General features: G+C 50.6%; 13 protein-coding genes and 1 tRNA gene. All 14 read left to right on the forward strand.

Annotated features, from left to right (window positions below; translation table 11 throughout):
- Nucleotides 1–755, forward strand: a 755-nt coding sequence (gene tuf / locus KOO62_12170; protein ID MBU8934745.1) for an elongation factor Tu, incomplete at its 5' end; no start/stop codon positions are given.
- A 29-nt stretch (nt 756–784) separates the two neighbouring features.
- Nucleotides 785–937: a 50S ribosomal protein L33 gene (rpmG, locus tag KOO62_12175; protein ID MBU8934746.1), complete on the forward strand. Its 153-nt coding sequence runs from the start codon at nt 785–787 to the stop codon at nt 935–937.
- 15 nt (nt 938–952) lie between these two features.
- Nucleotides 953–1,025: transfer RNA gene (locus KOO62_12180), tRNA-Trp, on the forward strand.
- Between the two features lie 29 nt (nt 1,026–1,054).
- Nucleotides 1,055–1,246, forward strand: a complete 192-nt coding sequence (gene secE / locus KOO62_12185) for a preprotein translocase subunit SecE (protein MBU8934747.1) — start codon at nt 1,055–1,057, stop codon at nt 1,244–1,246.
- A 20-nt stretch (nt 1,247–1,266) separates the two neighbouring features.
- Nucleotides 1,267–1,806, forward strand: coding sequence for a transcription termination/antitermination protein NusG (gene nusG / locus KOO62_12190; protein MBU8934748.1), 540 nt, complete (start codon nt 1,267–1,269; stop codon nt 1,804–1,806).
- Nucleotides 1,807–1,842: 36 nt separating this feature from the next.
- Complete coding sequence (rplK, locus tag KOO62_12195) at nt 1,843–2,265, forward strand: 50S ribosomal protein L11 (protein ID MBU8934749.1); 423 nt, start codon at nt 1,843–1,845, stop codon at nt 2,263–2,265.
- A gap of 67 nt (nt 2,266–2,332) precedes the next feature.
- Entirely contained in the window at nt 2,333–3,037 is a 705-nt protein-coding gene (gene rplA, locus KOO62_12200; protein MBU8934750.1) for a 50S ribosomal protein L1, read from the forward strand.
- Between the two features lie 19 nt (nt 3,038–3,056).
- Nucleotides 3,057–3,584 (forward strand): 50S ribosomal protein L10, encoded by a 528-nt coding sequence (gene rplJ / locus KOO62_12205; GenBank protein MBU8934751.1) that lies wholly within the window; start codon nt 3,057–3,059, stop codon nt 3,582–3,584.
- Nucleotides 3,585–3,711: 127 nt separating this feature from the next.
- A complete protein-coding gene (rplL, locus tag KOO62_12210) occupies nt 3,712–4,086 on the forward strand; it encodes a 50S ribosomal protein L7/L12 (protein ID MBU8934752.1) in 375 nt (124 codons plus the stop codon).
- Between the two features lie 285 nt (nt 4,087–4,371).
- Entirely contained in the window at nt 4,372–8,130 is a 3,759-nt protein-coding gene (gene rpoB / locus KOO62_12215) for a DNA-directed RNA polymerase subunit beta (GenBank protein ID MBU8934753.1), read from the forward strand.
- Between the two features lie 61 nt (nt 8,131–8,191).
- Nucleotides 8,192–12,322 (forward strand): DNA-directed RNA polymerase subunit beta', encoded by a 4,131-nt coding sequence (gene rpoC, locus KOO62_12220; GenBank protein MBU8934754.1) that lies wholly within the window; start codon nt 8,192–8,194, stop codon nt 12,320–12,322.
- 70 nt (nt 12,323–12,392) lie between these two features.
- Nucleotides 12,393–12,770: a 30S ribosomal protein S12 gene (gene rpsL / locus KOO62_12225; GenBank protein ID MBU8934755.1), complete on the forward strand. Its 378-nt coding sequence runs from the start codon at nt 12,393–12,395 to the stop codon at nt 12,768–12,770.
- Between the two features lie 11 nt (nt 12,771–12,781).
- Nucleotides 12,782–13,252 (forward strand): 30S ribosomal protein S7, encoded by a 471-nt coding sequence (gene rpsG, locus KOO62_12230; GenBank protein ID MBU8934756.1) that lies wholly within the window; start codon nt 12,782–12,784, stop codon nt 13,250–13,252.
- 207 nt (nt 13,253–13,459) lie between these two features.
- On the forward strand, nt 13,460–15,529 hold the full coding sequence (gene fusA / locus KOO62_12235; protein ID MBU8934757.1) for an elongation factor G: 2,070 nt from the start codon (nt 13,460–13,462) through the stop codon (nt 15,527–15,529).
- Nucleotides 15,530–15,586: the final 57 nt, after the last annotated feature.

Raw genomic sequence — 15,586 nt, forward strand, 5'->3', positions numbered from 1 at the left:
TTGAGGTTCGCGATTTGCTTAGCCAGTACAAGTTCCCCGGTGATGATATTCCGGTGATTCGTGGCTCCGCTTTGGAAGCGATGTCTGCTGGTGCAGATGAGTCTAAGACTTTAGAAGATCCTGCTTTCAAGTCTATTTTTGAGTTGTTGGATTCTCTGGACAATTACATTCCTTTGCCGAAGCGTGAGACCGACAAAGCCTTTTTGATGCCTGTCGAAGATGTATTCAGTATCACGGGTCGTGGCACGGTAGCTACGGGTCGTATTGATCGTGGCATCATTAATAAGGGTGAAGAAGTTGAGATCGTCGGTATTCGTGACACCCGCAAGACGGTAGTTACGGGTGTAGAGATGTTCCGCAAGTTGCTTGATTCGGGCGAAGCTGGTGACAACGTAGGTTTGTTGCTTCGTGGCGTTGACAAGGATGAGATTGAGCGCGGGATGGTATTGGCGAAAACTGGCTCGATCAAACCTCATACGAAGTTTAAGGCTGAAGTCTATATCTTGACGAAGGAGGAGGGTGGTCGTCACACTCCATTCTTCACAGGTTATCGTCCTCAGTACTATTTCCGTACGACAGATGTAACGGGCGTAGCGACTTTGGCTAAAGATGTTGAGATGGTAATGCCTGGTGATAATGTAGCGATGTCGGTCGAGTTGATAACGCCGATCGCTATGGAGAAAGAGTTACGTTTTGCGATTCGCGAAGGAGGCCGCACAGTGGGTGCTGGCGTCGTCGCAGAAATCGTGGAATAAGGCTCGAAAGTAAGAAAGCTGGTAGCAGCATGCCCCGAGATAGAGTGATATTGGCCTGCGGTGAATGCAAGCGGCGCAACTATAATACGAAGAAGAACAAACGCTTGCATCCGGAGCGTGTTGAATTTCGTAAGTACTGTGCGCATTGCGATAAGCATACACCGCACAAGGAGACAAGATAACAGGTTTTTTCTTACAGGCCAGTAGCTCAATTGGTAGAGCACCGGTCTCCAAAACCGGTTGTTGGGGGTTCAATTCCTCCCTGGCCTGCAGATATGTACTAGTTAGAGGTGAGTACCTTGGAGAAGATTAAGAAGTTTCTCAAGGAAGTAAATGGCGAGTTGAGAAAGGTCACTTGGCCTACGAAGCAAGAGTTGATCGGCTCGACCATTGTAGTAGTTATCGTCTCGTTGATCGTGGCGATTTTCATCGGTATCGTTGATCGTATACTTGGTGCCGGTGTTCACGCCATTTTTGGAGGCGGCGCCTGATCTTGAGGGTGACGGAATCAATGGCAAAGAATTGGTATGTTGTTCATACCTTCTCCGGTCACGAGCAGAAGGCCAAACGTTATCTCGAATCGGCGGTTGTCAATTCGGGACTCGAAGAGAAGTTTGGTGAGATTCTGGTTCCGACCGAAGAAGTAACCGAGATGAAACAAGGTCGGCGGTCGACTACGACACGTAAGTTCCTGCCCAGCTATTTGTTAGTTGAGGTAGAGCTTGATAAAGTCACTCAGGAATTGGTCGTGTCTACTCCGGGGATTACGAATTTTGTCGGCACTGCCGGCGGCCGTCCACAGCCGCTTCGGGAGGAAGAGGTCAAACGTATCGTCGGTCAGGTCAACCGCAGTCGTACTGAGGAATCAACCGACTTTCCTTTTCAGGCGGGTGATGCTGTCAAAGTCAATGACGGACCATTTGCCGATTTCTCTGGTGTTGTCAGTGAGTTGAATATGGAGCGGCGTAAGGTCAAAGTTATGGTGACCATTTTTGGTCGACCGACGCCAGTAGAGCTCGACTTTTTACAAGTCGAATTAGTTAAGAAATAGATCGTTTTAGTCTGTATTGATGGAGTGTAAACACTCGTGGCAAAGAAAGCAATTGGTCAGATAAAACTGCAGATACCGGCTGGCAAGGCCAATCCTGCCCCACCCGTGGGGCCGGCTCTGGGTCAACAAGGTGTCAATATCATGGAGTTTTGCAAGGCCTTCAACGCCCGTACGCAGGACGGCAAGGGAATCCTTACACCGGTGATAATCACCGTGTATGTCGATAAGTCCTTCTCGTTTATTACCAAGACCCCTCCGGCATCAACGCTTCTGCGTATGGCTGCCAAGATCGACAAGGGTTCTGCGGTACCAAACAAGGACAAAGTCGGAATCGTTACTAAAGATCAGGTCCGAGATATCGCCACTCAGAAGATGGTCGATCTCAATGCGTCCTCGATTGAATCAGCGATGAGGATGGTCGAAGGGACCGCAAGGTCCATGGGAATTGAAGTAGCCTGAAGGTTGGAAACACAAACATTCGCTAACACCTGTTGCGCTTTATGCGTAGTCGGGGAGAATTGAGAATATGAAACATTCAAAGACTTTTCAGGAGTACCGAGGCAAGGTTGACCGTAGTCAGAAGTATCTTTTGTCTGACGCTGTCAACGTGCTTAAGGAAGGCTCCTACGTCAAGTTCGATGAATCAGTGGAAGTGGCTATTCGTCTGGGGGTTAACCCCAAGCATGCCGACCAGATGGTTCGTGGAACTGTGGCCCTACCACACGGTACGGGCAAGAAAATCCGGGTGGCGGTGTTCGCCCAGGGCGATAAAGCCGCTGAAGCTACTGAGGCCGGCGCGGATATCGTTGGTGCTGAAGACCTGGCCGAGAAAGTCAAAGGCGGCTTTCTTGATTTTGATGTCGCAGTTGCGACGCCTGATATGATGAGGGTGTTGGGTCCTTTAGGTAAGTTGCTTGGACCGCGCGGTCTGATGCCTAATCCCAAGACTGGCACTGTTACTATGGATGTGACCAAGGCCATTGGTGAACTTAAGGCTGGTCGCATTGAGTTCCGGGTGGACAAACAGGCCAATATCGCTGCCTCGGTCGGAAAGCTGTCGTTCGATGCTGAGAAAATCAGTGAGAATGTTTCAGCTTTTATCGAGGCAATTGTTCGGGCGAAGCCAAACGCCTCCAAGGGCGCCTATATACTCTGCGTCGCCTTGAGTGCGTCAATGAGCCCGGGTATTAAACTAGATCATGCTCAGCTTCTTGCTGACTTGAAGAAGTAACGGAAAGGAGATCGTAATTATGCCAACTGCCGAAAAGGTTGCTGCGGTCGCCGACTATAAGAAGCTGTTTGAAGAATCTGACTCCTTCTTTGTCACCGATTACCAGGGCCTAACTGTTGCTGATATGACGGTACTGAGAAAAGATCTTCGGGATAACCAGATCAAATATCTCATTGCCAAGAACACTCTGCTCAGTCTGGCTGCTGCCGAGGCTGGAGTGGAAGGTATTGATGAATTTCTAATCGGTCCGACCGCTATCGCGTTTAGCAATGACGATCCGGCTGTGACCGCGAAGATATTGCATGACTCATTCAAGGCTCGTAAGCTCCCGGCTATGAAAGCATTCTGGCTGGAACGAAAGCAATTCGATGCCACCGAGATCAAGCGTCTGGCTGATCTGCCGTCCAGAGAACTACTGCTATCTGGAGTTGTCGCGGCCATTGAGGCTCCGTTTACTTCATTGGTAGGATCTTTTGACGGTTTCTTCCGCAAACTGGTCGGCACAATCGATGCGCTGGCGGAGAAGAGGAAAGAAGAAGGCAATTAACGGGACATTTGGCGTGCCGGTGCACTCCGCGCTTCTGGGCGGTGAGTCCCACCGCTTGGAGTTGTGATTGGTCGCCAATACAGATAGAAATACAAAGTGAATATTTTAGAGTATGAGGTAAGAAACCGTGTCGAACCCAGCTATCGAAGAGATCGTCGATAAGATTGCCGAGCTCAGCGCGATGGATCTGGCCGAATTATCACAGGCCGTCCAGGACAAGTTTGGTGTTACTGCTGCCGCTCCGGTGGCTGTAGCTGCCGCCGGCGCTGCCCCTGCCGCCGAGGAAGAACAAACTGAATTTGATGTCATGCTTCAGGGCATTGGTGACAAGAAGATTCAGGTTATTAAAGTCGTCCGTGCGCTCACTTCTCTTGGCTTGAAAGAAGCCAAAGATCTCGTCGAGAGCGCTCCCTGTAAGGTCAAAGAAGGTCTTTCGAAGGAAGACTGCGAAAAGGCCAAGGAGCAGCTCGAAGAAGTCGGCGCTATCGTTGAGATCAAGTAGAACTTGTGAATTTAACTGACCGGGAACATTGATTGTTTCCGGTCGGTTTGTACTGCATACACGAGATTGATTGACAAAATTCCCGGACTTGTTTTTTGCGGTTGGTGAACTGAACACGTAAGCGGCTCCTATGACCATTTGGTCTGGAGATGAATGGAAAGAATGACAGGATCACCGCAAGTTTACATTACTATCGCCCATTTGTTGGCCCGGCTCGGAGATGTTCCGCGCTCGATGGGCTTTTTTGTCTTGCATTAGGAGGGTATCGCCTTGGCCCGAAAAGCAATGGTGGATCGAAAAAGTTTTGGATCGCATGTAGATGCGACTGCAATGCCGAACCTGCTGGAGGTTCAGCTCACATCCTATCGCGCTTTCATGCAGATGGACATTCCGCCCAGCGAGAGGAAAATGGTCGGGTTACATAAGATATTTTCTGATATCTTCCCGATCACTGACGTCCACGAAAAATACTCGCTGGAGTATATCGGTTATCATCTTGGCCCATCAAGATACACGATGGATGAATGCCGCGCTATGAACAGATCCCATGCCGCCCCTTTGCGCGTGACCATGAGGCTCATCAGCCGCGAAGGTGAGGGGGAGGAGAAGGAAGTCAAGGACATCATTGAACAGGATGTCTATCTGGGCGAGTTACCGCTAATCACAGAGTGGGGTACATTCGTTATAAATGGCGCCGAGCGGGTTGTTGTCAGTCAGCTTCACCGCAGTCCTGGTGTGTTTTTTGATGAGAAAACCCATCCGAACGGCAAGAGACTTAATTCGGCAAGAATAATTCCCTATCGAGGCTCGTGGGTCGAATTTGCCATGGATATCAATGACATCATGTATGTCTATATCGACTCTCGCCGCAAGATGCCGGTCACAACTCTGCTGCGTGCCTTGGGATATTCAACAGATGCAGATTTGATTGAATTATTCTATAAAGTTACCAAGGTGAACATCACCAAGGTTGATCACAAGAAGGTGGAGAATGCGGTCTTGGCCGAGGATCTTATCAATACTGAGACCGGAGAGGTTCTTTTTGGCCCTGGTGAGTTGTTGACGCCGACGATTATCGAGAAGCTAATCGGTTTAGGCTACAAGACTATTAAGCACATCTCGCCCGATATCAACGAGCGAGAAGTCTTTGTCATTCTTAATACCATGCGCAAGGACACGACAAAATCACGCGAGGAAGCGCTGGTAAAGATATATTCCCTGATTCGTCCGGGTGAGCCGCCGACTCTGGAGATGGCCGAAGCGTTGTTGGAGAGATTCTTTTTTAACAACAAACGCTATGATCTTGGTGAGGTTGGACGCCACATGATAAACCGGCGGATGGGCATGGACGTGCCTCTTGACAAGACGACGCTGGACAAGAGCGATTTCGTGGGAATTGTGAAGTACCTTATCGGTTTGGTCAACGACCAGGGTTTCACCGACGATATCGATCATCTTGGTAATCGTCGTGCCCGTACCATTGGCGAATTGATGTCCAATTTGTTCTCGGTTGGTCTCTCTCGTGTCGGGCGCACTATTCGTGAGCGGCTTTCGCTGAAGGATCAGGAAAATGTTACGCCGCAGTTGTTGGTGAACGCCCGCACAGTGTCAACCGTAATCGATACGTTCTTTGGATCTTCTCAGCTTTCGCAGTTTATGGATCAGACCAACCCCCTTTCAGAGCTAACGCATAAACGACGTCTTTCAGTGCTGGGACCGGGTGGCCTTACGCGTGAAAGGGCCGGGTTTGAGGTACGCGATGTCCATCACACTCACTATGGCCGTATGTGCCCGATTGAGACCCCGGAAGGTCCCAATATCGGTCTGATTACGCAATTGGCGACCTTTGCTCGCATAAACCAGTATGGTTTTCTTGAGACACCATACCGCAAAGTTACCAAGGGCAAGGTTGTCGACAAAATTGATTTTTTGACCGCCGATCAGGAAGACCGTCACTACATCGCTCAGTGTGATGAACCAGTGGGCAGAACTGGCCGTTTTGTTAACAAGAAGGTCATCGCCCGGCGTCGTTCCGACTATCCGTTGGTTGATGCCGATGAAGTGGTCTACATGGATGTCTCTCCGCGTCAGCTTGTGTCGGTAGCAGCGTCTTTGATTCCGTTCCTGGAGCATGACGACGCCAACCGCGCTTTGATGGGTTCCAACATGCAACGCCAGGCGCTCCCGCTCCTGAAAACCGAGGCTCCTTTGGTGGGGACCGGTATGGAGCGAAAAGTGGCCGAGGATACAGGCGCTGTGATCAAGGCCAAGCGAGCCGGTGAAGTGATCGCCGTTGATTCATCACATATTGTTATCAAGCCTGAGGTCAAGCAGCGTGTTGGCCAGTTTGGCTGGGTAGAGAATGATGAGTACAAACTAACAAAATACCGTCGCTCTAACCAGGATACCTGTATTGGGTACCACCCAATGGTCACTATTGGCGATAAAATTGAAGTCGGTGATGCTATTGCCGACGGACCGGCGGTAGATCGGGGCGAGTTGGCTCTGGGATACAATGCCCTGGTAGCGTTTATGCCCTGGCGGGGGTACAATTTTGAGGACGCAATAATCCTCTCTGAGCGACTTGTTCGCGAGGATATTTTCACCTCGATTCATGTCGAGGAATATGAACTCCAGGTCCGCGATACCAAGCGAGGGGCCGAGGAAATCACGCGAGAAATACCCAATGTGTCTGAAGAGGCGCTCCTCAATCTGGACGAGACGGGCATTATCCGCGAAGGTGCCGAGGTTGAGGCTGGGGATGTTCTGGTAGGTAAGGTTACACCCAAGGGTGAGACCGAATTATCGCCTGAGGAACGTCTCCTGAGAGCTATCTTTGGTGAGAAGGCTGGCGATGTGCGTGATGCGTCGCTCAAAGCCCCGCCCGGGATGAAGGGTGTGGTCATCAAGACACGACTTTTCAGTCGGAAGGAGCGAACCGAGGAAGCCAAGAAGCAGGAGAAGACTGATGTTGCCGCCATTAGGAAAAGTGTCAGTTTGCAGATCAACGAGATCACGGCTCTGAGGAACGCCAAGTTGGACGAGCTGTTGGCTGGTAAGGCCTCGCAAACTATTCGTTCGGTCATCGACAACAGTATCCTGGTAAGGGCCGGCCACAAGTTCAAGGAAGGCTTTTTCGCCGAGTTTGATGTCGAAAATGCCTTGGCGCCGGAAGGATACTGCCGTGAGCAGACTACCGCCCGGAATGTTAGCTCTGTGATTGAGGCAGCTGGGAAGATCATCTCCGACAAACGCCAGCAGATGGACATTGAGATTGATAAGGTCGTGCGTGGTGCTGAGCTTCCACCGGGTGTCAAGCAACTGGTCAAAGTGACTGTCGCTATTCGCCGCAAGATATCGGTGGGAGACAAGATGGCCGGTCGCCACGGTAACAAGGGCGTTGTATCACGTATTGTACCGATTGAGGATCTGCCTCATATGGCTGACGGTACGCCGATGGACATAGTTCTCAACCCGCTGGGTGTGCCATCGCGGATGAACATCGGTCAGATTCTGGAAACCCATCTTGGTTGGGCTGCGAATGCTTTGGGTGAACACGTTGCTAACCCGGTTTTCGAGGGAGCCACCCTGGAACAGATCAAGGGAAAACTCCGTGAAGCAGGTCTTCCCGAGAGTGGCAAAACACAGCTATACGATGGTATGAGCGGCGACAGCTTCGATGATGAGATTACCGTAGGGTACATCTATATACTGAAGCTGTCACATCTGGTTGATGATAAGATTCATGCTCGGTCCATTGGTCCATACTCTCTGGTTACTCAGCAGCCCCTTGGAGGTAAAGCTCAGTTTGGAGGTCAGCGTTTCGGCGAAATGGAAGTTTGGGCGCTGGAGGCCTATGGCGCGGCATATACGTTACAGGAGATGCTTACGGTTAAATCTGATGATGTGACTGGTCGCAGCCGTGTTTACGAAGCGATCGTTAAGGGAGAGAACTCTCCAGAGCCTGGATATCCCGAGGCATTTAATGTTCTGGTTAAGGAACTGCAGGCACTCGGCCTCGACGTAAAGCTGGTCGAGAAGTAATGGGCAGAGAAATGGGGAAACTAATGTTGAAGAGTGGTAATGGCAATATGAGGAGCGACTCATGATTGATATCACTGGAAAGGCCACTTCACAGAAGAAGGGACCGGCTGAATTTGTCGCCATCCAGATACAGATGGCCTCACCGGAAGTCATTCTCTCGTGGTCTTATGGGGAAGTTACTAAACCGGAAACGATCAACTACCGTTCTTTTAAACCGGAGCGTGATGGTCTTTTCTGCGAGCGCATTTTTGGCCCTGTCAAGGACTGGGAGTGCAATTGTGGTAAGTATAAGCGAATCCGCTTTCGTGGTATCGTTTGCGATCGCTGCGGGGTGGAAGTTACGCAGTCGAAAGTTCGGCGTGAGCGCATGGGACACATTAGTCTGGCTGTCCCGGTTTCACATATCTGGTATTTCAAGTCATTGCCTTCCCGGATTGGGCACCTGGTGAACCTATCGATACGTGAACTTGAACGTATCCTCTACTATGAAAACTATCTAATGATCGATCCGGGGAATTCCTCGTATGAAGTCGGGGATGTTCTCACAGAAGAAGAACAGATCGACCTGATCGAGGCTGGTAAGGACTTTGATGCCCGAATGGGTGCCGAAGCTGTGAGAGAAATTCTGTCCCGGATAGATATCGATGAAATGGCGCTCGAACTGCGTGCTCAGGCGAAGGTCGAGACGTCGGTTCAACGCAAGAAAGATGTGCTCAAGCGGTTGCGCATTGTCGAGTCGTTCCGCCAATCCAATAACCGACCGGAGTGGATGATTCTGGAAGTGATTCCGGTAATACCGCCGGATCTACGTCCGTTGGTTCCACTTGAGGGTGGGCGTTTTGCTACCTCTGATCTTAACGATCTGTATCGCCGTGTTATCAACAGGAATAACCGGCTCAAGAAGCTTATTGATATCCAGGCGCCGGAAGTCATTCTTCGTAATGAAAAGCGTATGTTGCAGGAAGCAACGGATGCGCTCTTTGACAATGGCCGTCGTACTCATTCAGTGCGTGGTGACTCCAAACGCCCGCTCAAATCCCTGTCGGACCTTCTGAAAGGTAAGCAGGGTCGTTTCCGTCAGAACCTATTGGGCAAGCGTGTCGACTATTCTGGGCGGTCTGTGATTGTTGTTGGACCCGAGTTGAAATTGCACCAATGTGGCCTGCCTAAGAATATGGCTCTGGAGCTGTTTAAGCCCTTTATCATCATGAAGTTGGAAGAGAAGGGCTACGTTCAGACGGTCAAGTCGGCCAAGAAACTGGTCGAAAGAGAAAAGCCTGAAGTCTGGGATATCCTGGAGGAGATCATCGAGGATCACCCGGTCATGCTTAACCGTGCCCCTACACTTCACCGCTTGGGTATCCAAGCTTTCTACCCGGTACTGGTTGAGGGTAAAGCCATTCGTCTGCACCCGCTTGTCTGCGCTGCATTCAACGCTGATTTCGATGGTGACCAGATGGCGGTTCACGTTCCTTTGTCGTTTGAAGCTCAGCTCGAGGCGCGGATTCTTATGCTGGCTACTAGTAATATCCTGTTACCATCTTCAGGACGACCGGTCGCGGTTCCGTCGCAGGATATGGTGATCGGCTGCTATTACCTGACCAAGGAAAAGACTGGTGCCAAGGGTGAGGGTATGTGTTTCTATTCACCCGACGAGGCGCTGTCAGCGTTTGATTCCGGAAATCTTGATTTGCACGCCTCAATTGATGTACGTCTTGATCACAAAGTGATCAAGACAACCGTGGGACGAATTATTCTCAATAATGCTCTTCCTGACGGTCTTCCTTATGTCAATGAGATCACCAACAAGAAAAGACTGGAAGAGATCGTTCTCCAGACATTCAAGACTCTGGGACAGACAGCGACAGTGGATTTTCTTGATAGACTCAAGAGGGTAGGGTTTGAGTATGCCACAAGATCCGGCGTAACCGTGTCGATTGATGATCTGGTGGTGCCACCCGATAAGGATAAACTCCTGGCTGCCTCCGAGGCAGAGGTCAAGAAAATTCAGAAGCGTTACGAACGCGGTGTAATCACCAATGGTGAGCGTTATAACCAGGTGATTGATATTTGGACTCGCACCACGGCCGATATTGCCAATGTCATGTTTGATAATCTGGCTCAAACCCGTGGGGGATTCAACCCGGTGTACATGATGGCTGACTCCGGCGCTCGTGGCTCACGAGAGCAGATTCGCCAGTTGGCTGGTATGCGTGGTTTGATGGCCAAACCGCAGAAGAAGATCACCGGTGGTGTGGGTGAGATCATTGAGAATCCGATCACGTCGAATTTCCGTGAGGGACTTTCGGTTCAGGAATACTTCATCTCGACTCACGGTGCGCGTAAGGGTCTGGCGGATACGGCTTTAAAGACAGCCGATGCCGGCTATTTGACGCGACGCCTGGTCGATGTTGCCCAGGATGTCATTATTCGCGGTTTCGACTGTGGTACGATTCTGGGGCTTGAGGTTTCGGCCATCAAGGAGGGTGAGGAAGTTATCATTTCCCTCGCCGATCGTATTCTTGGGCGCGTTCTACTCGAAGACGTTTATGATCCAATTTCCGAGGAGTTGATCGTTTCGGCCGGTTCTCAGATCGAGGAACATGAGGCCGAGGCTATCGAAGAGGCTGGAGTAGAAAAGGTTCATATCCGTTCGGTGTTGACCTGCGAATCCAAGTATGGCGTTTGTGCCCAATGCTATGGACGCAACCTGGCCACGATGAAGATGGTACATATCGGTGAAGCTGTGGGTGTGATTGCGGCACAGTCAATCGGTGAACCTGGTACACAGCTGACCCTGCGAACCTTCCACATTGGTGGAACAGCTGCCCGTATCGCTGAGCAGTCGCAGGTGGAAGCCAAGTTTGATGGTACCATCAGGTACGAAAAAATCAAGTCTATCGGTCGTGAGGATAAAACGTCAATGGTAGTTAGCCGTGAAGGCGTTGGCGAGATCCATGTTATTGACGATCAGGACCGCGTTCGGGCCAGACTCAAAGTGCCCTATGGTGCGCACCTGCTGGTCAAAGATGAACAGGCAGTCAAACCAGGTGATCTGATTTTTGAATGGGATCCTTACACTGGTACTATCCTTGCTGAGAAGGCTGGTAAAATCGAGTACAAGGACATCATCAAGGACGTCTCTTTCCGTGAAGCGCACGATGAGCAGACAGGTTTGATCCAGTCGATCATCGTGGAGACGAAGGACAAAACATTGTTCCCGACCGTAGTGATTAAGAAGGGTGAGAAGACAGTTGGAAGCTACCGAATTCCGACTGATGCCCAGCTCCAGGTGACCGACGGCCAATCTATAAAAGCCGGCGATACACTCGTGAAAATGCCCCGTGTTATCTCTAAATCACGCGATATCACCGGTGGTTTACCTCGGGTAGCCGAGCTATTTGAAGCCCGTCGACCCCACGATCCGGCTGTCATTACTGAAATCGATGGCGAGACTGAATTGGGCAAAATCGTCCGTGGACAACAACAAATCGTAGTCCAGGGAGAGCATGATGAGGTGCGCGAATACCTGATTCCTCACGGTAAACATCTAATGATTCACTCCGGCGATGTCATTGAGGCGGGAGATCGGTTGTGTGAAGGCGCCATCGATCCTCACGACATCCTGAACATTCTCGGTGTCTATGAGGCGCAGTCCTACCTGGTCAACGAAATCCAGGAAGTTTATCGTTTGCAGGGAGTGAAAATAAACGATAAACACATCGAAGTCATTGTCCGACAAATGATGCAGAAGGTACAGATTGAGTCTGTTGGTGATACCAATTTCCTTGAGGGCGAGAAAGTAGACAAGACCAAGTTCTCAGAAGAGAATGCTAGGGTCATTGCCGAAGGTGGCGAACCAGCTACATCGCGTCCCCTCCTGCTGGGTATTACACGGGCCTCGTTATCGACTGAGAGTTTCATCTCAGCCGCTTCTTTCCAGGAGACAACCAAGGTCCTGACAGAAGCTGCGATTTCCGGCAAGGTAGACAATCTGCTGGGGCTGAAGGAGAATGTCATTATCGGCCATCTGATTCCGGCAGGTACTGGCATCGAAAAATACACTTCTATCGACGTAGTGGTTGAGGAAGAGGAAGAGGAAATTGAGGAAGCCGAGGATATCTTCGGAATCAGCGTCGGTAACGACGACGAGCCGAAGACAGTGGCAGACATTTTTGATAAAAACGCTTGACAGAATTGGATATAGCATTAACTTAGCCGTTCTATGCTTTGTTTTTGAATGAGGTATTTTAGGAGAGATTGTGCCGACGATAAATCAGTTAGTTCGTAAAGGTAGAAAGCGGATTTTGGAGAAGACCAAGACACCCGCTATGGGCGGTTGCCCACAGAAGCGGGGAGTCTGTACCCGTGTGTACACCTCGACACCCAAGAAACCGAACTCGGCCCTGCGTAAAGTTGCCAGAGTTCGCTTGACCAATCAGATCGAGGTCACCGCCTATATTCCGGGCGAGGGTCATAATCTTCAGGAGCACTCGATTGTCATGATTCGTGGCGGTCGTGTCAAAGATCTCCCTGGTGTCCGGTACCACGTGATTCGTGGAGTCATGGACACCTCCGGTGTAGCCGATCGTCGGCGCTCGCGGTCAAAGTATGGGACCAAGAAACCCAAGACGAAGTAAGCGGATAGGATATGTCAAGACGATACAGTGCAAGCAAGCGCCCGAGAGTGGCAGATTACAAACACGACGACAAATTGGTTAGTCGGTTTGTTGCCTGTCTGATGAAGAGTGGAAAACGCTCCACGGCGGAGCGTATACTATACAGTGCCCTCGATATTGCGGCTAAGAAAGCCGGCGAAGATGGTCTTGAGTTATTTCGCAAGTCCGTCAATAACGTCCGGCCCGTGCTCGAGGTGAAGTCCCGCCGCGTTGGCGGCGCCACCTATCAGGTCCCGGTGGAGGTTCGCCCGGAAAGGCGTACCGCACTGGCTATCCGGTGGCTCATTGCCTTTGCCAAAGCTCGGAGTGGAAACTCCATGGCTGAGAAGCTTGGAGCAGAGTTCCTTGCGGCAGCGAACAATGAAGGGGCCTCAATCAAGAAGAAGGAGGATACGCACAAAATGGCCGAGGCCAATAAGGCCTTCGCGCATTTCCGTTGGTAGACGTGCGCGCATCGGTTTGTACGAATCGGCTTACTGAGCAACTTGATTGATTGGGAGTTAGTTTTGATGATGATAAGACTGTGGCGGTTATGAGCCTGGTTCTCGTATAGCCCGTCCTTGTTTATTGAACAAGGTTCAACCGCCCCCTGATTAACTTGAGTACAGCCTGTTTGGAACGGTCAATCAGGGATTTTTTGTGTCTGTGTTATGAGTTTGGAACGAGTTAGAAATATTGGTATTATGGCTCACATTGATGCCGGCAAAACAACGACTACTGAGCGCATTCTCTACTATACCGGAGAAACTCACCGGATGGGAGAGGTGCATGACGGTGCCGCAACAATGGACTGGATGGAGCAGGAAAAGGAACGGGGGATTACGATTACTTCCGCTGCTACCACCTGCTATTGGAGAGATCATACGGTCAATATCATTGATACTCCAGGCCATGTCGATTTCACCGTTGAAGTCGAACGTTCGTTGCGAGTGCTTGATGGAGCTGTTGCTCTGTTCTGCGCTGTCGGTGGAGTGGAGCCGCAATCGGAAACAGTGTGGCGTCAGGCAGATAAATACAAGGTCCCGAGGGTGGCCTATATTAACAAGATGGACCGCACCGGAGCTGATTTCGATTTGACCCTTGCAACCATGATTGAGCGCTTCGGTAGCAACTGTGTGGCTGTTAATATCCCCGCGGGTCAGGGCGAGATGTTCAGCGGCATTATTGACCTGATGACTATGAAGTTCCGCGTTTTTAATGAAGATTCCGCCGGGATAACATACGATGACCTTGAGGTGCCCGAGGATATGCGCGCGTCAGCTAACCAGTATCGTGAGAAATTGCTCGAGGCGGTGGCCGATTATGACGACCAACTTCTCGAACAGTTCCTCAATGATGAACCTCTGGATGCTGATCGGGTCATGGCTGCTGTTCGACGAGCTACTATTGCTCTGGATATGGTGCCGGTTATCTGCGGCTCTTCGTTTAAGAATAAGGGTATCCAGAAGTTGCTTGATGCCGTAGTCGATTTTCTCCCTTCGCCTTTGGATAAGCCCGCAATGATAGGACACGCGGTCGATAACTCCGAAAAGATGCTTACTCGTGGTCCCAGCGATGACGAGCCGACTGCTGCTCTCGCATTCAAGATTATGACTGATTCCTATGTGGGACGACTCACATATGTACGCGTATATTCCGGGCAGATGAAGGCCGGTTCATATTTGCTTAATCCCTCATCAGGCATCAAGGAGCGTATCGCGCGTTTGCTGCGAATGCATTCCAACAAACGTGAGGATATTAAGGTAGCCCACGCGGGCGATATCGTTGCCGCGATCGGGTTGCGCAAGACCACCACAGGCGACACGCTTTGTGATGTCAAGCATCCGATTGTTCTGGAGCGAATGTCGTTCCCGGAACCGGTTGTGTCCGTTAGTATCGAGCCTAAAACGCAGGCCGATCAGGATAAACTGACTGCTGCTCTGATTAAATTAGCCGAAGAAGACCCCACTTTCCTGGTACGTCAGGACGAAGATACTGCTCAGACTATTATCAGCGGTATGGGTGAGCTTCATTTGGAAATCCTTGTCGATCGGCTTATGCGAGAGTTTGGCGTTGGGGCTTCAGTAGGACGTCCTTCCGTAGCGTACAAAGAGACGATTACGCAGAAGGTCGAATGCGAAGGAAAGTTTGTTCGCCAATCAGGCGGTCGTGGTCAGTATGGACATGTGTCTTTGCGTATCCGTCCCGCTAAAGGCGACACTCATTTTGTTTTCGAGAACAAGATTATCAGCGGTGCCATTCCCCGCGAGTTCATTCCAGCCGTAGAGAAGGGCGTACGCAGTGCTATGGATAATGGTATCCTGGCTGGTTATCCGATGACCGGTATTCATGTCGAGTTGATTGACGGCAGTTTCCATGAGGTTGACTCTTCGGAAGTTGCATTCCGCGTAGCTGGTTCCCAAGCCCTTCAAGAAGGCGCTCGCCGAGCAAAACCACGTCTACTGGAGCCAATCATGGATGTCGAAGTGGTTGTCCCCGAAGTTTATACCGGGGCTGTCGTAGGCGATCTTAGTACCCGCAGGGGTAAGATCAACGGTATGGTGCCCCGGCGCGAAGCTACAGTTATTGCGGTTACTATTCCTCTTTCAGAGATGTTTGGTTATGCCAACACTCTGAGAAATATATCGCAGGGACGGGCTGTATTTACGATGCAATTTGCCAGGTACAGCGCCGTTCCGGAAGAAGTATCGAAGAAAATGTTGCACAAGATAGGTATCTGATGGGAGGTAAGTCTTAGTCATGGCGAAGGAGAAGTTCGAACGCACGAAGCCGCACGT

This window comes from Candidatus Zixiibacteriota bacterium, assembly GCA_019038695.1.
Taxonomy (GTDB): Bacteria; Zixibacteria; MSB-5A5; order GN15; family FEB-12; genus B120-G9.

What these genes read in the sequence shown, in the direction of transcription:
- rpsG (MBU8934756.1), top strand. Translation starts at nt 12,782, where the DNA reads ATGTCAAGACGATACAGTGCAAGCAAGCGCCCGAGAGTGGCAGATTAC.
- rplA (MBU8934750.1), top strand. Translation starts at nt 2,333, where the DNA reads ATGAAACATTCAAAGACTTTTCAGGAGTACCGAGGCAAGGTTGACCGT.
- rpoB (MBU8934753.1), top strand. Translation starts at nt 4,372, where the DNA reads ATGGTGGATCGAAAAAGTTTTGGATCGCATGTAGATGCGACTGCAATG.
- rplJ (MBU8934751.1), top strand. Translation starts at nt 3,057, where the DNA reads ATGCCAACTGCCGAAAAGGTTGCTGCGGTCGCCGACTATAAGAAGCTG.
- nusG (MBU8934748.1), top strand. Translation starts at nt 1,267, where the DNA reads ATGGCAAAGAATTGGTATGTTGTTCATACCTTCTCCGGTCACGAGCAG.
- fusA (MBU8934757.1), top strand. Translation starts at nt 13,460, where the DNA reads ATGAGTTTGGAACGAGTTAGAAATATTGGTATTATGGCTCACATTGAT.
- rpoC (MBU8934754.1), top strand. Translation starts at nt 8,192, where the DNA reads ATGATTGATATCACTGGAAAGGCCACTTCACAGAAGAAGGGACCGGCT.
- rpmG (MBU8934746.1), top strand. Translation starts at nt 785, where the DNA reads ATGCCCCGAGATAGAGTGATATTGGCCTGCGGTGAATGCAAGCGGCGC.